Here is a 21,010-nt window from a genome sequence, read left to right as displayed (position 1 = left end):
GCGGGTGTGCCGGCCGTCAGGCTTGCGGGCGTTTGCGCTCCACCGGGCGCAGCAGTTCGGCGGGCGGCATCTCGCAGCTGATCTTGCGGCCCAGCAGGGCTTCGATCGATGGCAGCTGGTAGGAGTCGTCTTCGCCGGCGAAGCTGATGGATACGCCGTCGGCACCGGCGCGACCGGTCCGGCCGATGCGGTGCACGTAGTCGTCCGGCACTTCCGGCAGGGTGAAGTTGATCACGTGGCTGATGCCGTCGATGTGGATGCCGCGGCCGGCCACGTCGGTGGCCACCAGGACCCGGATCTTGCCTTCGCGGAAGCCTTCCAGGGTCTTGATCCGCTTGTGCTGCGGCACGTCGCCGGACAGCTGGGCGGCGTTCACCCCATCGCGTACCAGGCGTTCCTCGATGCGTCGCACTTCATCCTTGCGGTTGGCGAAGACCATCACCCGTTCCCAGCCGTTGTCGGTGACCAGGTTGTACAGCAGCTTGTACTTGTCGGCGCCGGCCACGGCATAGATGTGCTGTTCGACGTTGGCGTTGGCGACGTTCTCGGCTTCGATCTCGACGATGGCCGGGTCGGTGGTCCATTGCTTGGCCAGGTTCATCACGTCTTCGGTGAAGGTGGCGGAGAACAGCAGGGTCTGGCGCTCGCTCTTGGGAGGTGTCTGGCGAATGATCTGCCGTACCTGCGGGATGAAGCCCATGTCGAGCATGCGGTCGGCTTCGTCCAGCACCATCACTTCGACCATGTCCAGGTGCACGTCGCCGCGCTGGTTGAAGTCCAGCAGGCGGCCCGGGGTGGCGACCAGGATGTCGCAGTGGCGCGCTTCCAGGTGCTTGAGCTGCTTGTCGAAATCCATGCCGCCAACGAAGGTCATGACGTTGAGGCCGGTGTACTTGGTCAGCGCCGCGGCGTCCTTGGCGATCTGTACCACCAGCTCCCGGGTCGGAGCGATGATCAGCGCCCGTGGTTCGCCCATGTAGCGCTCCTTGGGCGGCGGGGTCTGCAGCAGCTGGGTGATGATCGACACCAGGAATGCGGCGGTCTTGCCGGTACCGGTCTGGGCCCGGCCGATGGCGTCCTTGCCCGCCAGGGTATAGCCCAGCACCTGGGCCTGGATTGGCGTGCAATAGGGAAAGCCCAGGTCCTGGATGGCGTGCATCAGTTCCGGAGCGAGCTTGAAGTCGTGGAAGCGGGTCTTGCCTTCCTGGGGTTCGACCACGAAGTCTTCGAGTTTCCAGGTGCTGACCGGCGGTTTCGGCGCGCGCGGGCGACGCGGCTGCTCAGCTTTGGGTTGCTCGGCCTTGGGCTTCTCTTGGCGTGGGGCTTTGGGAGCGGAAGGGGTGGCCGGTGTGTTCACCGGTTCTTTTTTAGCTGCGGTAGCGGGTGCGCTCCGTTCCGGCTGACGGCCGTCATGACGGCTGCTGGAACTGGGGGAGGGGGCACTGGGGCTTGGCGCGAGCGGCTCAGCCTCGCTTTTACCGAAGATTTTCTTGAGTGCTTTGAGCACGGTCATCTCATCAATTGGTTAAGGAATGTACGCCGGCCAGTGTAATGCAAGAAGCGGGCGCGGCGTAGTCTGTTGCTCGCCGGGGGCACGGCGCGCGGATTTTCTAGCGCAAGCGCTCGCTCAGCCAGGTGCCGATGTCGCGGATTTCCTCTGGTAACACCTCGTGTTCCATTGGGTATTCCTGCCATGTCACGGTGACACCATGCTGCTTCAGGTACTCATAAGCGGTACGGCCCATGGCGTTCTGCACCACTTCGTCGTACTGGCCGTGCAGGCAAAGCACCGGAATCCGCTGTTGGCTGGCCGATAGTTGCAGTTCATCGCTGAAGGTCGGGGCATAGGTGGACAGGGCAAGTACGCCACCCAATGGACCCTGCCATTTGAGGAAGGCGGTGTGCAGTACAACGGCGCCACCCTGGGAGAAACCGGCGAGGAAAATTCGCGATGCGTCTATTCCGCTGGTGCGTTGTTCTTCGATCAGTCTGATGACCTCGTCAGACGATTCCTCGAGCTGTTCACGGCTTATGGCGCGGGCCGGGTTCATGGCCAGAATGTCGTACCAGCTGGGCATGGCATATCCGCCATTGATGGTCACTGCCCGGGTCGGCGCCTGGGGCAATACGAAGCGCGTGCTCAGCAGGGTTTCCTGCAGCATCTCGGCTACCGGCAGGAAGTCGTAACGGTCCGCTCCCAGGCCGTGAAGCCAGATCACACAGGCATCTGCGGGCTTGCTGGGCTGAAGAATCAAGGGCTCGGTCATGGCTGCTCCATTTGTGTGCGTGCGCGCTGATTGAGTGCGTGAGTGAAGGGCGCGCCCGGTTGATCGGTGAAGAAGATGTCGCACGGTTGAACGTTTTACTGTTGACCACTGGCTGAAACGCTTTAGCCGGGACTGTGGTACGGGCTTTGCTATGGCTCAGAAAGAGGAGTCCAGGTGAAAGCCCTGTCCGCCGGCGGTAACACTAACAGGCTACCGCAGGCGATGGGATAGCCAGCCTCCTCTGATGAAGGTTCGCCACTGGCCGCTACGGGCTTTGCGAACTGCGAAGGGCTACAGCCCGTTTGGCCGATTGGTGAGATGTAGGCTCCCTATTACGTGGATTTCTCCTACTAGACTCATAGCTAAGGTCTTACGCCGCTTGACCCCATAAAAAAGCCGACACGGGTCAACAGCGCCTCATGAGGGTGCGGCAGGACTCAAGCTCCGACACAACAAGAGCAAAATTGGAGGTTTGAATGAAGATGTTGAAATCCACCCTGGCTGCCGTCACGGCAGCAACGGTGCTGGGTATGAGCGGTTTCGCACAGGCGGGTGCGACCCTCGATGCAGTACAGAAGAAAGGATTCGTGCAATGCGGCGTCAGTGACGGTTTGCCGGGCTTCTCGGTACCGGATGCCACCGGCAAGATCCTCGGCATCGATGCCGACGTTTGCCGCGCGGTGGCGGCTGCGGTGTTCGGCGATGCGACCAAGGTCAAGTTCAGCCAGTTGAACGCCAAGGAGCGCTTCACTGCGCTGCAGTCCGGCGAGATCGACGTGCTGTCGCGCAACACCACCTGGACCAGTTCCCGCGATGCGGGCATGGGCCTGGTGTTCGCCGGCGTCACCTATTACGACGGCATCGGTTTCCTGGTGAACAAAAAACTGGGCGTAAAAAGCGCCAAAGAGCTGGACGGTGCGACTATCTGTATTCAAGCCGGTACTACTACCGAACTGAACGTGTCGGACTACTTCCGCGGCAATGGTCTGAAATACACCCCGATCACTTTCGATACCTCTGACGAAAGCGCCAAGTCCCTGGAGTCCGGGCGTTGCGACGTACTGACCTCCGACAAATCCCAGCTCTACGCACAGCGCAGCAAGCTGGCAACCCCTACCGACTATGTCGTTCTGCCGGAAACCATCTCCAAGGAGCCCCTGGGTCCGGTGGTGCGCAAGGGCGACGAAGAGTGGTTCAGCATCGTCAAGTGGACCCTGTTCGCCATGCTCAACGCCGAAGAGGCGGGCGTCACCTCGAAGAACGTCGAGGCTGAAGCCAAATCCACCAAGAACCCTGATGTTGCACGTCTGCTGGGCGCGGACGGTGAATACGGCAAAGACCTGAAACTGCCGAAGGACTGGGTGGTGCAGATCGTCAAGCAAGTAGGTAACTACGGTGAAGTGTTCGAGAAAAACCTCGGCAAGAGCACGCCACTGGCCATCGACCGCGGCCTGAACGCGCTGTGGAACAACGGCGGCATCCAATACGCACCACCTGTGCGCTGATGGTTCTATCACCCGGCGGGCCAACCGCCGGGTGATGTTCTGTTCCATTATTCCTGGGGCACTTCATGCAAAATACAATCGGCGCACCCAAGCAGAGGCTCAGCCTCAGCGATCCCCGTGTGCGCGCCTGGCTGTTCCAGATCATCACCCTGGTGGCGGTGGTTTCGCTGGGCTGGTTTCTGTTCGACAACACGCAAACCAACCTCCAGCACCGAGGGATCACCTCGGGTTTCGACTTTCTCGAGCGCAGCGCCGGGTTCGGCATCGCGCAACACCTGATTGCCTACACCGAAGCGGACAGTTATGCCCGGGTGTTCGTCATCGGCCTGCTCAACACCCTGCTGGTGACCTTTATCGGGGTGATCCTCGCGACCCTGCTGGGGTTCATCATCGGTGTGGCGCGGCTATCGCCGAACTGGATCATCAGCAAGCTGGCGACGGTGTATGTGGAAGTGTTCCGCAACATTCCGCCGCTGCTGCAGATCCTGTTCTGGTACTTCGCGGTATTCCTGACCATGCCGGGGCCGCGCAACAGCCACAACTTCGGCGATATGTTCTTTGTCAGCAGCCGCGGCCTGAACATGCCGGCGGCGCAGATGGCCCCCGGTTTCTGGGCGTTTGTCGCAAGCCTGGTCCTGGCCATCGGCGCCATTGGGCTGATGTGCCGCTGGGCCAATCGGCGCTTTGAGGCCACCGGCGTGCCTTTTCACAAGTTCTGGAGCGGCCTGGGCCTGCTGTTGGTGATTCCCGCGTTGTGCACGCTGATCTTTGGCTCGCCGGTGCACTGGGAGATGCCGAAGCTGGCGGGGTTCAACTTCGTCGGCGGCTGGGTGCTGATTCCCGAGTTGCTGGCCCTGACCCTGGCCCTGACTGTCTACACCGCGGCGTTCATCGCCGAGATCGTGCGGTCCGGGATCAAGTCGGTGAGCCACGGCCAGACCGAGGCGGCCCGCTCCCTGGGGCTGCGCAACGGCCCGACCCTGCGCAAGGTGATCATTCCCCAGGCCCTGCGGGTGATCATTCCGCCGCTGACCAGCCAATACCTGAACCTGGCGAAGAACTCTTCCCTGGCCGCCGGTATCGGCTACCCGGAAATGGTTTCGCTGTTCGCCGGCACGGTGCTCAACCAGACCGGCCAGGCCATTGAAGTCATTGCCATCACCATGAGCGTATACCTGGCGATCAGCATCAGCATTTCCCTGCTGATGAACTGGTACAACAAGCGCATTGCGCTGATCGAGCGGTGAGGAAGCGCCCATGACGACTCATACCTTCAAGCCCGATATGCCGCCGCCCAGCCGCAGTATCGGCGTGCTGGCGTGGATGCGCGCCAACATGTTCTCCAACTGGCTCAATACCCTGTTGACCCTGTTTGCCTTCTACCTGATCTACCTGGTGGTGCCGCCGCTGCTGCATTGGGCGATTCTCGACGCCAACTGGGTCGGTACCTCTCGCGCCGACTGCACCAGGGGCGGCGCCTGCTGGGTGTTCATCCAGCAGCGCTTCGGCCAGTTCATGTACGGCTACTACCCGCTGGAACTGCGCTGGCGAGTGGACCTGAGCGTGTGGCTGGCGGTGATCGGTGCCGCACCGTTGTTCATCTCGCGCTTCCCGCGCAAGGCGATCTACGGGCTGTGCTTCCTGGTGGGTTACCCGATCATTGCCTACAGCCTGTTGCACGGCGGTTACCTGGGCCTGAGCACGGTGGCCACCAGCCAGTGGGGTGGCCTGATGCTGACCCTGGTGATTGCCACCGTGGGCATCGCCGGGGCACTGCCGCTGGGAATCCTGCTGGCATTGGGAAGGCGCTCCAACCTGCCGGCGATCCGCGTGGTCTGCGTGACCTTCATCGAGTTCTGGCGCGGCGTGCCGCTGATCACCGTGCTGTTCATGTCCTCGGTGATGCTGCCGCTGTTCCTGCCCGAAGGCATGAACTTCGACAAGCTGTTGCGTGCGCTGATCGGGGTGATCCTGTTCCAGTCGGCCTATGTGGCCGAGGTGGTGCGGGGTGGCTTGCAGGCCATTCCCAAGGGCCAGTACGAAGCGGCTGCGGCCATGGGCCTGGGCTACTGGCGTGCCATGGGGCTGGTGATTCTGCCGCAGGCCCTGAAGCTGGTGATTCCCGGCATCGTCAACACCTTCATCGCCCTGTTCAAGGACACCAGCCTGGTGATCATCATTGGCCTGTTCGACCTGCTCAACAGCGTCAAGCAAGCCGCCGCCGACCCCAAATGGCTTGGCATGGCCACCGAAGGCTATGTCTTCGCGGCCCTGGTGTTCTGGATTTTCTGTTTTGGTATGTCCCGCTACTCCATGCACCTGGAGCGTAAGTTGGACACAGGCCACAAGCGTTAGGAGTATCTCCATGAGTCAAGCGAGCAAAAAGCCTGTGGGCCCTGAAGGCATTATTCAGATGCAGGGTGTGAACAAGTGGTACGGCCAGTTCCACGTGTTGAAGGACATCAACCTCAACGTCCGCCAAGGCGAGCGCATTGTCCTGTGCGGGCCTTCGGGGTCGGGCAAATCCACCACCATCCGCTGCCTCAACCGCCTGGAAGAACACCAGCAGGGGCGCATCGTGGTGGACGGCGTGGAACTGACCAACGACCTCAAGCAGATCGAGGCCATTCGCCGGGAAGTGGGCATGGTGTTCCAGCACTTCAACCTGTTCCCGCACCTGACCATTTTGCAGAACTGCACGTTGGCGCCGATGTGGGTACGCAAGATGCCCAAGCGCAAGGCCGAGGAAATCGCCATGCATTACCTGGAGCGAGTGCGCATTCCGGAGCAGGCCAACAAGTACCCTGGCCAGCTCTCCGGTGGCCAGCAGCAACGGGTGGCGATTGCCCGGGCGTTGTGCATGAAGCCCAAGATCATGCTCTTTGACGAGCCCACCTCGGCCCTCGACCCGGAGATGGTCAAGGAGGTGCTGGACACCATGATCGGCCTGGCCGAAGACGGCATGACCATGCTCTGCGTGACCCACGAAATGGGCTTTGCCCGCACCGTGGCCAACCGGGTGATCTTCATGGACAAGGGCGAGATCGTCGAGCAGGCGGCGCCCAACGACTTCTTCGACAACCCGCAGAACGACCGTACCAAGCTGTTCCTGAGCCAGATCCTGCATTGATGCTGCAGCGGGGCCTGCGCTGACGATAAACCCGGACTGGCTCCGGGTTTATTTTTGCCCGGCGTTCAACGGCCGGCAGCGCCGAGCTGTGGCTCGGGTTGGTCGCTCAAGGCTGAGGGCGCCAGTTGCGGTTCGCTGAGCTCCAGTACGTCCTTCATCAACTGCGGGTGGCGATCCAGCAGGCGCATCAGCATGTACAGCGGCTGGGGCGCGCCGACTTCGCCGCGCTCGTAACGGGAAAAGGCATTGTGCCCGCCACCCGACAGCAGTTTGACCGCTTCCTTCTGCGAGAGGTGCAGCTTGCGGCGGATGCGCTTCATGTCGGCGGCGACGCTCTGCCGGTACTCCTCCAGCAATTGGTCGCCCGCGGCGGCGTAACGTTCTGCGCTCGGTGCGTCGAATTCGATTTCATCGCATTCCTGGCATTCCCAACCCGCCAGGCCATGGAGGTGACGCTGCAGGTGCCGGTAGTCGATGAGCTCGCTGCGCTGCTCGAACGCCAGCATGCCGGTGGGAGCGCCGCAGCTGTAGCACTGTTGTCGTTTCATGCTTGTGCCTCCTTGAAGGAGATCACTGGAGGCCCTATGCCGGGGCGCTGGGTGATCTTGATGTAGAGCGTCCGGTTATCGATGCCGGTGTAATACACGTCCTGCCACACCCGGTGATCGTGATAGGTGGTCATCGATTTGTAGAGCATGCTGCCCTGGAGTCCGGCTATCACTCGTTGCATGGCCGCCAAGGACAATCCGAGTTCCTTGCCACAGAGCAACGCGCTTCGAGTGAAGGCTTGCGCCCCTTGCCGAACGACCTGTGCCTTGATCAGCGACAGGTCATAGTGAGGTGTTTTCTTTTCCATGAGACACCCTTGAGGCTTGATTTAAATTACCCTTATAGGGTTTTTTGTCAAGGCCTGGCTGAAATGGCGAAAGTGCCTGCTCCAGCCTAAAACGTTGAACTCTGGGAAAGGTCTGAATACCATGCCAGGCAATTCGTCCGATGATTGGATGAAAGAGTGAGTTCAATGAGCGAAATATCCCCCCTGATCAAACGTTCCCTGGTCGACCAGGCCCTGGAGCAACTGCGCCTGCGCATCACCAATGGCGCCTGGGTCGTGGGCCAGCGCCTGCCCACCGAACCGGAACTGGCCAGTGAGCTGGGCATCAGCCGCAACACCGTGCGCGAGGCCCTGCGGGTACTGGCGTTTTCCGGGCTGATCGAGATCCGCCAGGGTGACGGCAGTTACCTGCGGGCGGTGGCCGATCCCTTGGACATGCTCCAGGCACTGTCCCAGTGCTCCCTGGAGCAGGCCCGGGAAACCCGCCACATTCTGGAAGTGGAGGCCGTCGGCCTGGCCGCCCTGCGCCGCACCGACGAGGACCTGCACGCCCTGAGCGATGCGCTGGCCGTCAGCGGCGGGCACTTTCATGGCGACCTGGAAAGCTACATCGCCTGCGACCTGGTGTTTCACCAGCGCCTGGTGGACGCCGCCCACAACCCGACCCTCAGCCAGCTGTATCGCTATTTCTCCAGCGTGGTCGGCGCCCAGTTGCGCCAGACCCTGACCGTGACCCCCAGGCGTCAGGAAATCTTCGATCGGCACCAGCACCTGCTGGATGCCATCGAGCAACGCGACCCCGAACGAGCCAAGAACATTTCCCGCCAGCTGATCAACGAATCCTGAGTCCGAGACCTCCATGTCCAATCAAACGGTACCTGCGAATACCCCGTCCTCGCCTCGGCGTTCCGCCGAGCTCGAAGAGCTGCTGATCGACGCCGAGGCTGATGATGAAGAGGTGCAGCAGGCTCCACCGCCTCTGCAGCGCCCCTGGCTGTTGCTGCTGGGGCTGATCCTGGTGGCGCTGAACCTGCGTCCGGCGCTGTCGAGCATGGCGCCACTGCTCAGTGATGTGTCGCAGCACCTGGGGCTATCGGCCGCCAAGGCCGGGCTGCTGACTACCTTGCCGGTGCTGTGCCTGGGGCTGTTCGCGCCTTTGGCGCCGCTGCTGGCCCGGCGCTTCGGCGCCGAGCGGGTGGTGCTGGGCATCCTCATGACCCTGGCCCTGGGCATTGTGCTGCGCAGTTCCTTCGGTGAGGTCGGAGTGTTTGCCGGGAGCATCCTGGCCGGCGCCAGCATCGGCGTGATCGGGGTGCTGCTGCCGGGTATCGTCAAGCGTGACTTCGCCCGGCACGCGGGCACCATGACCGGGGTCTACACCATGGCCCTGTGCCTGGGCGCGGCGATGGCGGCGGGGGCCACGGTACCTCTGAGCCAGCATTTCGGGGGCAGTTGGGCCATGGGGCTGGGCTTCTGGGTGGTGCCGGCGCTGGTGGCGGCCCTGTTCTGGTTGCCTCAGGTGGGGCACAAGCACGGTGCTCACCATGTGGCCTTTCGCGTGCGCGGCCTGTTGCGGGACCGCCTGGCCTGGCAGGTAACCCTGTACATGGGCCTGCAATCCTCCCTGGCGTACATCGTGTTTGGCTGGTTGCCGTCGATCCTGATCGGCCGTGGGCTGACCCCGACCCAGGCCGGGCTGGTGCTCTCCGGTTCGGTGATCGTGCAATTGGCCAGTTCTCTGGCGGCGCCCTGGCTGGCGACCCGGGGCAAGGACCAGCGCCTGGCCATCGTGATTGTCATGCTGATGACCCTGGGCGGCCTGTTCGGTTGCCTGTACGCGCCCATCGAGGGCCTGTGGGGCTGGGCGGTCCTGCTGGGCCTGGGGCAGGGTGGCACCTTCAGCCTGGCCCTGACCCTGATCGTGCTGCGCTCCCGGGACCCCCATGTGGCGGCCAACCTGTCGAGCATGGCCCAGGGCATCGGCTACACCCTGGCTTCCATGGGGCCGTTTGCGGTGGGCCTGGTGCACGACTGGACCGGGGGCTGGAACGCTGTGGGCTGGATTTTCGCGGTGTTGGGCTGCGGTGCGATCATTGCCGGGCTGGGCGCCGGTCGTTCGCTGCATGTGCAGGTGCAGAGCGAGAGAATCTGACGGGCCTTGCTTGCGCTATTTGCCCGGTAAATGCCGATAGTGTTCGCCGGGGTTGCGGATTATTGTGCTGCATCCCCCTTGCCCTTTCGGAGTCCGTTCATGAGTGATGCCCATCGCGCCCTGATCACCGAGTTCTATCAGGCTTTCCAGCGCCTGGATGCCGAGGCCATGAGCGCCTGCTACACCGAGGATGTGCTGTTCAGTGACCCGGCGTTCGGCGAGTTGCGCGGGCGTGATGCCGGCGATATGTGGCGCATGCTCACCTCCCGTGCCAAGGACTTTTCCCTGACTTTCGATCAGGTGCGTGCCGACTCGAATTCCGGCGGCGCGCACTGGGTTGCCACCTACCTGTTCAGCCAGACCGGCAATACGGTGATCAACGATATCCAGGCCCGGTTCGTGTTTCGCGACGGCAAGATCTGCGAGCATCACGATCAGTTCGACATGTGGCGTTGGGCGCGCCAGGCCCTGGGCACCAAGGGCCTGCTGCTGGGCTGGACGCCGCTGCTCAAGAATGCTGTTCGAGCCCAGGCGCGCAAGGGGCTCAAGGCCTTCCAGAGCGGTCGCTGAAAGCCATCCTCTGCTAAGATCGCGGCTTGTTATCCACAGGCCTCGATACCTTTTGTGACCAGCCCTCTTTCATCCTCCAGTGCCGAAACGGCGCAGCCTGCCACTGACGCCAAGCCCTGGTTCGTGTATCTGGTGCGGGCGGCCAACGGTGCCCTGTACTGCGGTATCAGCGACGACCCGGTGAAGCGCTTTGCCAAGCACCAGAGCGGCAAGGGCGCGCGTTTCTTTCTCTCCAGCCCGGCGGTGGCGCTGGTCTATACCGAGGCTTGCCGGGACAAGGGCGAAGCCTTGCGCCAGGAGCGGCTGATCAAGAAGCTCAGGAAGAGTGCCAAGGAATGCCTGGTGGCTTCGGCCACCGCCGCGGCATCAATCTGACTGATAGGTTCTCATCAGCCGGATCTGTAGGCCGTCCACGGATTGCGCGCTAAGCTCAGCGCTCTCCCTCTTCCGGCGGACCCCAGCATGTCAGAGTTGATTCTCCACCATTACCCGACCTCTCCCTTTGCGGAAAAAGCCCGCTTGCTGCTGGGTTTCAAGGGGCTGTCCTGGCGCTCGGTGAAGATTTCCCCGGTGATGCCCAAGCCCGACCTGACCGCCCTGACCGGTGGCTATCGCAAGACCCCGGTGTTGCAGGTCGGCGCGGATATCTATTGCGACACGGCCTTGATCGCGCGCCGCCTGGAGCAGGAAAAATCCTCGCCTGCGCTGTTTCCCGAAGGCCAGGAAATGATCAGTGCGGCCTTCGCCGCCTGGGTCGATTCGGTAGTGTTCCAGCACGCGGTGACCCTGGTATTCCAGCCTGAATCCGCAGCCGTGCGTTTCGGCAAGCTGCCGCCGGAAGCGGTCAAGGCCTTCATGGCCGACCGTGCCGGGCTGTTCAGTGGCGGCAGCGCCAGCCGGCTGCCTCTGGAGGTGGCCAAGCATCAGTGGCCGACCCTCATGGCGCGCCTGGAGCAGCAGTTGCAGCGCGAGCCCGGGGACTTCCTGTTTGGCCAACCGTCGATTGCCGATATTGCCCTGGCTCACCCGCTGTGGTTCCTCAAGGGCACGCCGGTGACCGCGCCGCTGGTGGACGACTACCCGGCGGTTGCTGGCTGGCTGGCGCGGGTCCTGGGTTTCGGGCATGGCTCCTTCACCGAAATGAGCGCCGAAGAGGCCCTCGAGGTCTCGCGCAGTGCCACCCCGGCGGCGCTGCCGGATGAACAGTTCGTCGACCCCAACGGCTTCAAGGCGGGCCAGCAGGTGGTGATTGCCGCGACTGACTACGGTGTCGACCCGGTGGCGGGCGAGTTGCTGTTCGCCGGCACTGAAGAGCTGATCCTGCGCCGTGAAGATCCACGTGCCGGAGTGGTCCACGTGCACTTCCCACGGCTGGGCTTTCGCATCCAGGCCCAGTGATGCATATCTGCAGGAGCTGGCTTGCCTGCCAAGGCATTCCCAGAGCGGCCGCCCCCTTCGCCGGCAAGCGAAACGGCTCCTAGGGCTTCAGCGCGGCCATGATTGCGTCGGGGTCGTAGGTGCGGATCAGGGTGCCATTCACGTCCAGGATCGGAATCCCGGCACCGCCCAGGGCGGTGTAGGCCTGGCGTGCCGCGGCGTCTTTCTCGATGTCGAATTCCCGGAAGGGAATGCCCTTCTGATCGAGAAAGCGCCGGGTGGCCTTGCAGTAGCCGCACCAATCGGTGGCGTACAGCACCACCCGGGCATGCTCGCGAGTCTCTTCGCTGACCATTGCCGAAGGGTTGAACAGCCGTTCGATCTTGCCCCAGTGCTGGTAGGTCACCACCACCAGCAGGATCAGCAGGAACTTCTTCAATACCCCCTGGAGCATCAGTTACGGCGCTTGAGCTGGTCGGTCAGCTGGGTTGGCAGGCCCTTGATGATCAGGGTCCCGGCTTCTTCGTCGTACTCGATCTTCGAACCCAGCAGATGGGCCTCGAAACTGATGGACAGGCCCTCGGCGCGACCGGTGAAGCGGCGGAACTGGTTCAGGGTGCGCTTGTCCGCCGGGATCTCCGGCGACAGACCGTAGTCCTTGTTGCGGATGTGATCGTAGAACGCCTTGGGGCGATCCTCGTCGATCAGTTCCGAGAGTTCTTCCAGGCCCATGGGTTCGCCGAGCTTGGCCTGGCTGCTGGCGTAGTCCACCAGGGTCTTGGTCTTCTCCCGGGCCGAGTCTTCCGGCAGGTCCTCGCTTTCCACGAAGTCGCTGAAGGCCTTGAGCAGGGTGCGGGTCTCGCCCGGGCCGTCGACGCCTTCCTGGCAGCCGATGAAGTCGCGGAAATACTCCGAGACCTTCTTGCCGTTCTTACCCTTGATAAAGGAGATGTACTGCTTGGACTGCTTGTTGTTCTGCCATTCGGAGATGTTGATCCGCGCCGCCAGATGCAGCTGGCCCAAGTCCAGGTGACGGGACGGCGTCACGTCCAGCTGGTCGGTCACCGCCACGCCCTCACTGTGGTGCAGCAGGGCGATCGCCAGGTAGTCGGTCATGCCTTGCTGGTAGTGGGCGAACAGTACGTGGCCGCCCACCGACAGGTTGGACTCTTCCATCAGCTTCTGCAGATGCTCCACCGCCACCCGGCTGAACGCGGTGAAGTCCTGGCCGCCTTCCAGGTACTCCTTCAGCCAGCCGCTGAAGGGGAACGCACCGGACTCGGGGTGGAACAGGCCCCAGGCTTTGCCCTGTTTGGCGTTATAGCTTTCATTGAGGTCGGCGAGCATGTTCTCGATGGCCGCGGACTCTGCCAGTTCGGAATCGCGGGCGTGCAGGACTGCTGGGCTGCCGTCGGGTTTTTTGTCGATCAGGTGGACGATGCAATGACGGATCGGCATGGGCTTCTCGGCTGATTGAAGGGGGAGGGCGGGCTCCCCGAAAAAGTGCCCAGTGTACCGCACCCGCTGGTTTTGGCGCGGTTTGCCGGGTGATGAACGGCTCCTCGGTAAGGCTTATGCATTTTTTTACCGATTTAGAGCAATAAAGCTGACCAAATGGCTAGGTAGAGGCGGATATTTCCCCGTCTGTGTGCTAGTTTTGCCCCGTCTTACGCGATGTCTCAGCGTTAAGCGTGCATTCAGCATTTGTCGGGTCGAACCAAACCCTGATTTCGGTATCTATAACCCCGATCTGTCGTGGTTGTAACCGGGGTGCCAGATTCACAAGATCTGGCTCGATGGCTGACACTGCACTCTGCAATCCAAATGAATTTGATAGGGAAGGAACACCACAATGGCTATTACTAAAGACCAACTGATCGCTGATATCGCTGAAGCTATCGACGCGCCGAAAACCACCGCGCGTAACGCCCTGGACCAACTGGCTCAGATCGTTGCTGATCAATTGGAAAATGGCGGCGAAATCACTCTGCCAGGTATCGGCAAACTGAAAGTGACCGAGCGTCCTGCCCGTACTGGCCGTAACCCATCGACTGGCGCTGCCATCGAAATCGCTGCCAAGAAAGTTATCAAGCTGGTTGTGGCTAAAGGCCTGACCGACGCTGTTAACAAGTAATACTTGCAGTGAAACCGTGCTCAGAAGTTTTCCGGGCACGGTTTGTGTAACACCGATTCACGCAAGGTGAATCGTCCTTGAATCCCCCGCCTCTCTAGTTCTTCCTCATCCAGCGTTCCTGGCTCCAGGCCTGTTGCTGTGACTTGTCCTTGAAGGTCCAGGCGACGAAGCGGCTCTGTTTCTGCCCCTGGGACATTTCCACCACCTGGCTTTCCAGGGCTCCGGCCTTTTTCAGCGCGCTTTCAATCGCCGGCAGGTTAGAGGCCTTCGACACCAGGGTGCTGAACCACAGTACCTGTTGGCCGACGCTGGCGCTTTCACTGATCAACTGGCTGACAAAGCGGATCTCGCCGCCTTCGCACCAGAGCTCCCGGGCCTGCCCGCCGAAATTCAGCACCGGCAATTTGCGCTTGGGGTCGGCCTTGCCCAGGGCCCGCCATTTACGCTGGCTGCCGCGGGTGGCTTCGTCCAGGGAGGCATGGAAGGGCGGGTTGCACATCGTCAGGTCGAAACGCTCGGTGCTGTCCAGCAGGCCGGTGAGGATCTGCTTGGGATTGCCCTGCTGGCGCAGGCTGATGGCCTTGTTCAAGCCGTTGGCCTGGACAATCGCCTTGGCCGCCGCCAGGGCGGTGCTGTCGATGTCCGAGCCGAGGAACTGCCAGCGGTAGTCGCTGTAGCCGATCAGGGGGTAGATGCAGTTGGCGCCGACCCCGACATCCAGGACGCGCACGGCCGCGCCACGAGGGATTTCACCCTGGTTGTGGCTGGCCAGCAGATCGGCGAGGAAGTGCACATAGTCAGCGCGACCGGGCACTGGCGGGCAGAGGAAGTCCGCCGGAATATCCCAGTGGGCGATGCCGTAGAAGGCCTTGAGCAGGGCCCGGTTGAATACCCGCACGGCGGCCGGGTCGGCAAAATCGATGCTTTCCTTGCCATAGGGATTGAGGATCACGAACTGCCCCAACTCCGGTGTGCTCTTGATCAGTTGCGGGAAGTCGTAACGCCCCTGGTGACGATTGCGCGGATGCAGGCTGGCCTTTTCCCGGGGCGTGGCGGGCTTGGCTGGGGAGGCAGGCTTGGGCTTTTTGCGCGAAGGCTTGGGTGTGCTGGGGGCGGTCATGGGGGATCGATTCGGGGTGGTTCAAAGTGGCGGGCATTGTCCCATATCTTGCGGCGTTGGGGCGGGAGGCTTCGCCGCCGGCAAGCCGGCTCCTGGCAAACCACCGCGTAACGCTTTCGCTGGCTTGCCAGCGAAAGCGATCTGCCGCCAATAAAAAAGGGAGGCCTTTGCGGGCCTCCCTCTTTCACACTGCGCGAATCGCCGTTACAGGCTGGAGATCCGTGCGTGCTGCTCTGCCAGCTTGCCCAGGGCCTGTTCGGCCTCGGCCAGTTTGGCGCGTTCCTTCTCGATCACTTCGGCCGGGGCCTTGTCGACGAAGGACGGGTTGGACAGCTTGCCGCCCACGCGTTGCACTTCGCCTTGCAGGCGCTGGATTTCCTTGTCCAGGCGTGCCAGTTCGGCGCCCTTGTCGATCAGGCCGGCCATGGGCACCAGCACTTCCATCTCGCCCACCAGCGCCGTGGCGGACAGCGGCGCTTCGTCGCCGGCAGCCAGTACGGTGATGGATTCGAGACGGGCCAGCTTCTTCAGCAAGGCTTCGTTCTCGGCCAGGCGACGCTGGTCTTCGGCGCTGACATTCTTCAGGAACAGCGCCAGGGGCTTGCCCGGGCCGATGTTCATTTCCGCGCGAATGTTGCGCGTGCCGAGCATCAGGCCCTTGAGCCATTCGATGTCGTCTTCAGCGCCTTGGTCGATGCGGGTTTCGTTAGCCACCGGCCAAGGTTGCAGCATGATGGTCTTGCCGGTGCTGCCTGCCAACGGCGCCAGGCGCTGCCAGATTTCCTCGGTGATGAACGGCATGAACGGATGCGCCAGGCGCAGCGCCACTTCCAGTACCCGTACCAGGGTGCGACGGGTGCCGCGCTGGCGCTCAACCGGCGAGTTCTCGTCCCACAGCACCGGCTTGGACAGCTCCAGGTACCAGTCGCAGTACTGGTTCCAGATGAACTCGTACAGGGCCTGGGCGGCCAGGTCGAAACGGAACTGGTCGAGTTGGCGGGTGACTTCGGCTTCAGTGCGCTGCAGCTGCGAGATGATCCAGCGGTCCGCCAGGGACAGCTCGTAAGCTTCGCCGTTCTGGCCGCAGTCCTCGCCCTTGTCCAGCACGTAGCGCGCGGCGTTCCAGATCTTGTTGCAGAAGTTGCGGTAACCCTCGACGCGGCCCATGTCGAACTTGATGTCGCGACCAGTGGTGGCCAGGGAGCAGAAGGTGAAACGCAGGGCGTCGGTGCCGTAGCTGGCGATGCCGTCGGCGAATTCGGCGCGGGTCTGCTTCTCGATGGCTTTCTGCAGTTTGGGCTGCATCAGGCCGGTGGTGCGCTTCTGCACCAGGGTTTCCAGGTCAATACCGTCGATGATGTCCAGCGGGTCGAGGACGTTGCCCTTGGACTTGGACATCTTCTGGCCCTGGCCGTCGCGGACCAGGCCGTGCACGTACACGGTCTTGAACGGAACCTGCGGCGTGCCGTCTTCGTTCTTCACCAGGTGCATGGTGAGCATGATCATCCGGGCGACCCAGAAGAAAATGATGTCGAAGCCGGTGACCAGCACGTCGGTGGGGTGGAAGGTCTTGAGGAAGTCGGTCTGCTCCGGCCAGCCCAGGGTGGAGAAGGTCCACAGCCCCGAACTGAACCAGGTGTCGAGCACGTCGTTGTCCTGCTGCAGGGCAACGTCCGGGCCGAGGTTGTGCTTGGCCCGTACTTCCGCTTCGTCGCGGCCGACATAGACCTTGCCCGACTCGTCGTACCAGGCCGGAATGCGGTGGCCCCACCACAGCTGGCGGCTGATGCACCAGTCCTGGATGTCACGCATCCAGGAGAAATACATGTTCTCGTACTGCTTGGGCACGAAGGCGATGCGGCCGTCTTCCACGGCGGCGATGGCAGGTTCTGCCAGCGGCTTGGTGGAGACATACCACTGGTCGGTCAGCCACGGCTCGATGACGGTGCCGGAACGGTCGCCCTTCGGCACTTTCAGCGCGTGATCGTCGACGCTCACCAGCAGGCCGGCGGCGTCGAACGCGGCCACGATCTGCTTGCGTGCTTCGAAGCGGTCCAGGCCCACGTACTCGGCCGGGATCTTGCCGTCGATGTTGTCGTTCAGGCTGCCGTCCAGGTTGAATACCTGGCAGGCCGGCAGTACGGCGGCGTTCTTGTCGAAGATGTTGAGCAGCGGCAGGTTGTGGCGCTTGCCGACTTCATAGTCGTTGAAGTCGTGGGCCGGGGTGATCTTCACGCAGCCGGTGCCGAATTCGGGGTCGCAGTAATCGTCGGCGATGATCGGGATGCGGCGGCCCACCAGGGGCAGCTCGACGAATTTGCCGATCAGGGCCTTGTAGCGCTCGTCTTCAGGGTTCACCGCGACGGCGGAGTCACCGAGCATGGTTTCCGGACGGGTGGTGGCGACGATCAGGTAGTCGTTGCCTTCGGCTGTCTTGGCGCCGTCGGCCAGCGGGTACTTGAGGTTCCACAGGAAACCCTTCTCGTCGTGGTTTTCCACTTCGAGGTCGGAAATCGCCGTGTGCAGCTTGGTATCCCAGTTCACCAGGCGCTTGCCGCGGTAGATCAGGCCGTCTTCGTGCAGGCGCACGAAGGCTTCCTTCACCGCTTCCGAGAGGCCGTCGTCCATGGTGAAGCGCTCGCGGCTCCAGTCCACGGAGGAGCCCAGGCGGCGGATCTGGCGGCTGATGTTGCCCCCGGACTGATCCTTCCATTCCCAGACTTTCTCGAGGAATTTTTCCCGGCCCAGGTCATGGCGATTCTGGCCCTGGGCTTCGATCTGGCGCTCCACCAGCATTTGCGTGGCGATACCGGCGTGGTCGGTGCCCGGCTGCCACAGGGTGTTGCGACCCTGCATGCGGCGGAAACGGATCAGGGCGTCCATGATCGCGTTGTTGAAGCCGTGGCCCATGTGCAGGCTGCCGGTGACGTTCGGCGGCGGGATCATGATGGTGTAGGAGTCGCCCGCGCCTTGCGGGGCGAAGTAGTTCTCGGACTCCCAGGTCTGGTACCAGGAAGTTTCAATGGCGTGCGGCTGGTAGGTCTTATCCATGCGCGGCGGGACCCTATTGGCATTTATTCAGGAAAAGCCGGGAAGTATAGCGGAGGGGGGCGGCAGCAAGCCACCAGCGGCAAGCGACAAGATGGACCGGCCCGGCTTTTGCGTGTGGCTTATGGTTTGCCGCTGGTGGTCGCTGCGAGCAGGCGTTCCAGGCGGGCGTCGAGGCGACGCTTGATCTCGGTTTCGATATGCGGCGCGAAGTCGTCGATCACGTCCTGCATGATCAGTTGTGCGGCAGCGCGCAGTTCGCTGTCCAGGTGCAGCAAGGCATCGGCGTTGTTGCTGGCGGTGGCAGGCTTGGCGACGGGGGCCGCCGCTGCAGGTGCTGGAGCGGGTGTTGCCGCTTGAGCCGGCGCGGGGGTGGCCACTTGCGCCGGGGCTGGCGCGGGTTGCGCCTTGGCGGGTGCGGCAGGAGCGGCTTGGGCAGCGGCCGGCTGCTGGTTGCCCACCATGTCGAACAGCAGGGGAATCTGTACTTCGCTGCTGACGGTCTCGGTCAGCAGTGGCGGTTGCAGGTTTTCATCGCCGAGCAGTTTACGGATCGACTCGAGGTCATCCAGCAGGTGCGCGGGCTTTTGCAGCGGATTGGGAGTGTCCATCGGGTGCTCAGAGTCGCTGTAAACGGTGATCTTGCAGAGGATAGCCCTGTTCGCGATAGAAACGGAAACTCTCGCGGGCCGCCTGACGAATAGCGGGGTCTTCCACCACCACCTCGGCAATCCGGGCAAAACGCGGGGCGAAGGCCGGCACTTTCAGGTCCAGGTTCACCAGCAGGTCATTGTGGGGGCCGGGGTCCTGGCCGAGGCCGAGGACGATCAGGCTTTCGGGTTCGCTTTCCGCCGGGCCGTGGGGGACGAAGGTTTCGCCCTTGAAGCGCCACAGGCGGGCATCGAGCTCGTCCCGTTGCTCTGCATCGCTGCAATGCAGGTAGATGCGGTGGCCCATGCGCCAGGCCTTGTCGGTGAGCTTGCAGGCAAAATCCAGGCGCGCCGCAGGGTCCGCGCTGGGAAGAATATAGAAGTCGACTTTGGTCATTGGGCTTCCTGAGCCGAGGAGGGCGCCGCCTTCATGCGGCGCCCCCTGCGGTCATGGTTTTCAGGCTTTGGCGCGGTCCAGCAGGTATTGGGTCAGCAGGGGGACCGGACGGCCAGTGGCGCCCTTGTCCTTGCCACCGCTGGTCCAGGCAGTGCCGGCGATGTCCAGGTGCGCCCAGTTGAGGTTCTTGGTGAAGCGCGAGAGGAAGCAGGCGGCGGTGATGGTGCCGGCCTTCGGCCCGCCGATGTTGGCGATGTCGGCGAACGGGCTGTCCAGTTGCTCCTGGTACTCGTCGAACAACGGCAGTTGCCAGGCGCGGTCGTCGGCTTGCTGGCCGGCGCTGAGCAGTTGGTCGATCAGTTCGTCGTTGTTGCCCAGCAGGCCCGAAGTATGGGCGCCCAGGGCGACCACGCAGGCACCGGTGAGGGTGGCAATATCGATCACGGCCTGTGGCTTGAAGCGCTCGGAGTAGGTCAGGGCATCGCACAGCACCAGGCGGCCTTCGGCGTCGGTGTTGAGGATCTCCACGGTCTGCCCGCTCATGGTGGTGACGATGTCGCCAGGGCGCGCGGCGCCACCGCTGGGCATGTTCTCGGCGCAGGCCAGGATGCACACCAGGTTGATCGGCAGCTTCAGCTCCAGCACGGCGCGCAGGGTGCCGAATACGCTGGCGGCGCCGCCCATGTCGTACTTCATTTCATCCATGCCGGCGCCCGGCTTGAGGCTGATGCCGCCGGTGTCGAAAGTGATGCCCTTGCCCACCAGGGCGAACGGCTTCTCGGACTTCTTGCCGCCGTTGTACTGCATGACGATCAGGCGTGGCGGCTGGTCGCTGCCCTGGCCCACGGCATAGAACGAGCCCATGCCCAGTTCCTTGATCTTCTTCTCGTCGAGGACCTCGACCTTCAGGCCCTTGAACTCCTTGCCCAGGGCCTTGGCCTGTTCGCCGAGGAAGGTCGGATGGCAGACGTTCGGCGGCAGGTTGCCCAGGTCGCGGGTAAAGGCCATGCCGTTGGCAATGGCTTGGGCATGGGTCACGCCGCGCTGGACTTCGGCTTCGGCGGCCTTGATGGTCAGCAGGGTGATTTTCTTCAGGGCGCGGGGCTCTGCCTTCTGGCTCTTGTAGCGGTCGAAGACATAACCACCGTCCACCAGGGTTTCCGCCAGCAGGCGGGTCTTGCCGTAGCTGTCGCGGCCCTTGACCACGACTTCATCCAGCGCCAGCACGGCGTCGCTGCCGCCCAGGCCCTTGAGGGTGGTGAGCACGCCGCTGATGATCTTGCGGAACGGGCGGTCGCCCAGTTCGCCGTCCTTGCCGGTGCCTACCAGCAGCACCCGCTCGGCCTTGAGCTTGGCCACGCCGTGCAGCAGCAGGCTCTGGCCGACCTTGCCGGCCAGGTCGCCGCGCTTGAGTACGGCGCTGATGGCGCCGCCGCTGAGTTCGTCGAGTTGCTTGGCAACGCTGCCGAGTTTGCGGCCTTCGCCGACGGCGACCACCAGGGTGGCGGTCTTCAACGTTTCCGGGCTAACGCTTTTTACAACCAGTTCCATGTCTGGGTCCCTGAATAAATGGTCAAAGAGCGCAGGAGGCTGTCCTGCGCCGAGCTTATCTATATAGAAGAAGACGCCGCATGCTGCCGACGACAAAGCCGCCAGTTTGAACCTCGCCGGTCGCGGCTGACAACCCTCGCATGGGCCAGTTTCGGCGCATTAGAGCGCTGGGTGAGCATCCTCCGTGACAGGCGCGCGCAATCACAGGATAATGCGCCATCTTTTTTCGGCGGCCCTGCGTCTGGGGCCGGCTCGATACGTTTGCTTGTTCGGC

21 protein-coding genes are annotated in these 21,010 nt (G+C 62.7%); 10 read left to right on the top strand and 11 right to left on the bottom strand.

The features are described 5' to 3' along the window. Positions 1 to 16: 16 nt before the first annotated feature. On the bottom strand, positions 17 to 1,513 hold the full coding sequence (gene rhlB / locus AC1RCO_RS11360) for an ATP-dependent RNA helicase RhlB (protein WP_015634252.1): 1,497 nt from the start codon (positions 1,511 to 1,513) through the stop codon (positions 17 to 19). Between the two features lie 97 nt (positions 1,514 to 1,610). Further along, complete coding sequence (locus tag AC1RCO_RS11355) at positions 1,611 to 2,267, bottom strand: alpha/beta hydrolase (RefSeq protein WP_011059398.1); 657 nt, start codon at positions 2,265 to 2,267, stop codon at positions 1,611 to 1,613. A 476-nt stretch (positions 2,268 to 2,743) separates the two neighbouring features. On the opposite strand from AC1RCO_RS11355, the gene AC1RCO_RS11350 reads away from it, so the two are divergent. The 4 genes from AC1RCO_RS11350 (at position 2,744) to AC1RCO_RS11335 (ending at position 6,902) form a co-directional block, all read left to right on the top strand. Beyond that, on the top strand, positions 2,744 to 3,772 hold the full coding sequence (locus AC1RCO_RS11350; RefSeq protein ID WP_011059399.1) for an amino acid ABC transporter substrate-binding protein: 1,029 nt from the start codon (positions 2,744 to 2,746) through the stop codon (positions 3,770 to 3,772). Positions 3,773 to 3,837: 65 nt separating this feature from the next. Beyond that, positions 3,838 to 5,019 carry an amino acid ABC transporter permease gene (locus tag AC1RCO_RS11345; RefSeq protein WP_492617706.1) on the top strand — a complete coding sequence of 394 codons (1,182 nt, stop codon included), beginning with the start codon at positions 3,838 to 3,840 and terminating at the stop codon, positions 5,017 to 5,019. 10 nt (positions 5,020 to 5,029) lie between these two features. Next, positions 5,030 to 6,127 carry an amino acid ABC transporter permease gene (locus AC1RCO_RS11340; RefSeq protein ID WP_492617705.1) on the top strand — a complete coding sequence of 366 codons (1,098 nt, stop codon included), beginning with the start codon at positions 5,030 to 5,032 and terminating at the stop codon, positions 6,125 to 6,127. A gap of 10 nt (positions 6,128 to 6,137) precedes the next feature. Then, positions 6,138 to 6,902 carry an amino acid ABC transporter ATP-binding protein gene (locus tag AC1RCO_RS11335; protein WP_011059402.1) on the top strand — a complete coding sequence of 255 codons (765 nt, stop codon included), beginning with the start codon at positions 6,138 to 6,140 and terminating at the stop codon, positions 6,900 to 6,902. A 65-nt stretch (positions 6,903 to 6,967) separates the two neighbouring features. Here the strand turns inward: AC1RCO_RS11335 and AC1RCO_RS11330 are convergent, their stop codons facing one another. Together AC1RCO_RS11330 and AC1RCO_RS11325 are read right to left on the bottom strand one after the other, a co-directional pair. Continuing rightward, a complete protein-coding gene (locus AC1RCO_RS11330; RefSeq protein ID WP_492617704.1) occupies positions 6,968 to 7,450 on the bottom strand; it encodes a type II toxin-antitoxin system MqsA family antitoxin in 483 nt (160 codons plus the stop codon). Further along, positions 7,447 to 7,758 carry a type II toxin-antitoxin system MqsR family toxin gene (locus AC1RCO_RS11325; RefSeq protein WP_077933388.1) on the bottom strand — a complete coding sequence of 104 codons (312 nt, stop codon included), beginning with the start codon at positions 7,756 to 7,758 and terminating at the stop codon, positions 7,447 to 7,449. The genes AC1RCO_RS11330 and AC1RCO_RS11325 overlap by 4 nt, the downstream gene beginning before the upstream one ends. 165 nt (positions 7,759 to 7,923) lie before the next feature. On the opposite strand from AC1RCO_RS11325, the gene AC1RCO_RS11320 reads away from it, so the two are divergent. From AC1RCO_RS11320 to AC1RCO_RS11300, 5 genes are all read left to right on the top strand, one after another. After that, positions 7,924 to 8,583 carry a FadR/GntR family transcriptional regulator gene (locus tag AC1RCO_RS11320; protein ID WP_220223738.1) on the top strand — a complete coding sequence of 220 codons (660 nt, stop codon included), beginning with the start codon at positions 7,924 to 7,926 and terminating at the stop codon, positions 8,581 to 8,583. Between the two features lie 13 nt (positions 8,584 to 8,596). Continuing rightward, positions 8,597 to 9,889 (top strand): CynX/NimT family MFS transporter, encoded by a 1,293-nt coding sequence (locus AC1RCO_RS11315; RefSeq protein WP_019096059.1) that lies wholly within the window; start codon positions 8,597 to 8,599, stop codon positions 9,887 to 9,889. A gap of 99 nt (positions 9,890 to 9,988) precedes the next feature. Next, positions 9,989 to 10,459, top strand: a complete 471-nt coding sequence (locus tag AC1RCO_RS11310) for a nuclear transport factor 2 family protein (protein WP_011059407.1) — start codon at positions 9,989 to 9,991, stop codon at positions 10,457 to 10,459. A gap of 54 nt (positions 10,460 to 10,513) precedes the next feature. Continuing rightward, positions 10,514 to 10,834, top strand: coding sequence for a GIY-YIG nuclease family protein (locus tag AC1RCO_RS11305; protein ID WP_011059408.1), 321 nt, complete (start codon positions 10,514 to 10,516; stop codon positions 10,832 to 10,834). An 87-nt stretch (positions 10,835 to 10,921) separates the two neighbouring features. Next, a complete protein-coding gene (locus AC1RCO_RS11300) occupies positions 10,922 to 11,857 on the top strand; it encodes a glutathione S-transferase family protein (RefSeq protein ID WP_015634257.1) in 936 nt (311 codons plus the stop codon). Positions 11,858 to 11,936: 79 nt separating this feature from the next. Here AC1RCO_RS11300 and AC1RCO_RS11295 read toward each other — a convergent pair whose 3' ends face one another. Both AC1RCO_RS11295 and yejK read right to left on the bottom strand, forming a co-directional pair. Continuing rightward, the gene (locus tag AC1RCO_RS11295) at positions 11,937 to 12,290 is read right to left on the bottom strand and encodes a glutaredoxin family protein (protein WP_011059410.1); all 354 of its coding nucleotides are present in this window, start codon (positions 12,288 to 12,290) and stop codon (positions 11,937 to 11,939) included. Continuing rightward, positions 12,290 to 13,294 (bottom strand): nucleoid-associated protein YejK, encoded by a 1,005-nt coding sequence (gene yejK, locus AC1RCO_RS11290; protein ID WP_015634258.1) that lies wholly within the window; start codon positions 13,292 to 13,294, stop codon positions 12,290 to 12,292. The genes AC1RCO_RS11295 and yejK overlap by 1 nt, the downstream gene beginning before the upstream one ends. Before the next feature lie 394 nt (positions 13,295 to 13,688). On the opposite strand from yejK, the gene AC1RCO_RS11285 reads away from it, so the two are divergent. Then, positions 13,689 to 13,970, top strand: coding sequence for an HU family DNA-binding protein (locus tag AC1RCO_RS11285; protein WP_003440137.1), 282 nt, complete (start codon positions 13,689 to 13,691; stop codon positions 13,968 to 13,970). Positions 13,971 to 14,064: 94 nt separating this feature from the next. Here the strand turns inward: AC1RCO_RS11285 and rlmF are convergent, their stop codons facing one another. The 5 genes from rlmF to AC1RCO_RS11260 form a co-directional block, all read right to left on the bottom strand. Beyond that, positions 14,065 to 15,090 (bottom strand): 23S rRNA (adenine(1618)-N(6))-methyltransferase RlmF, encoded by a 1,026-nt coding sequence (gene rlmF / locus AC1RCO_RS11280; protein ID WP_401402618.1) that lies wholly within the window; start codon positions 15,088 to 15,090, stop codon positions 14,065 to 14,067. A 204-nt stretch (positions 15,091 to 15,294) separates the two neighbouring features. After that, positions 15,295 to 18,141 (bottom strand): valine--tRNA ligase, encoded by a 2,847-nt coding sequence (locus tag AC1RCO_RS11275; RefSeq protein WP_492617703.1) that lies wholly within the window; start codon positions 18,139 to 18,141, stop codon positions 15,295 to 15,297. Between the two features lie 119 nt (positions 18,142 to 18,260). After that, complete coding sequence (locus AC1RCO_RS11270) at positions 18,261 to 18,749, bottom strand: hypothetical protein (protein WP_053156481.1); 489 nt, start codon at positions 18,747 to 18,749, stop codon at positions 18,261 to 18,263. A gap of 7 nt (positions 18,750 to 18,756) precedes the next feature. After that, on the bottom strand, positions 18,757 to 19,185 hold the full coding sequence (locus tag AC1RCO_RS11265) for a DNA polymerase III subunit chi (RefSeq protein ID WP_015634262.1): 429 nt from the start codon (positions 19,183 to 19,185) through the stop codon (positions 18,757 to 18,759). A gap of 60 nt (positions 19,186 to 19,245) precedes the next feature. Further along, a complete protein-coding gene (locus AC1RCO_RS11260; protein WP_492617702.1) occupies positions 19,246 to 20,736 on the bottom strand; it encodes a leucyl aminopeptidase in 1,491 nt (496 codons plus the stop codon). Positions 20,737 to 21,010: the final 274 nt, after the last annotated feature.

It is taken from the genome of Pseudomonas sp. GW823-FHT03E05 (assembly GCF_058796855.1).
Note: the sequence above shows the minus strand (reverse complement) of the source record. Positions and strands in the feature narration are given on the sequence as shown.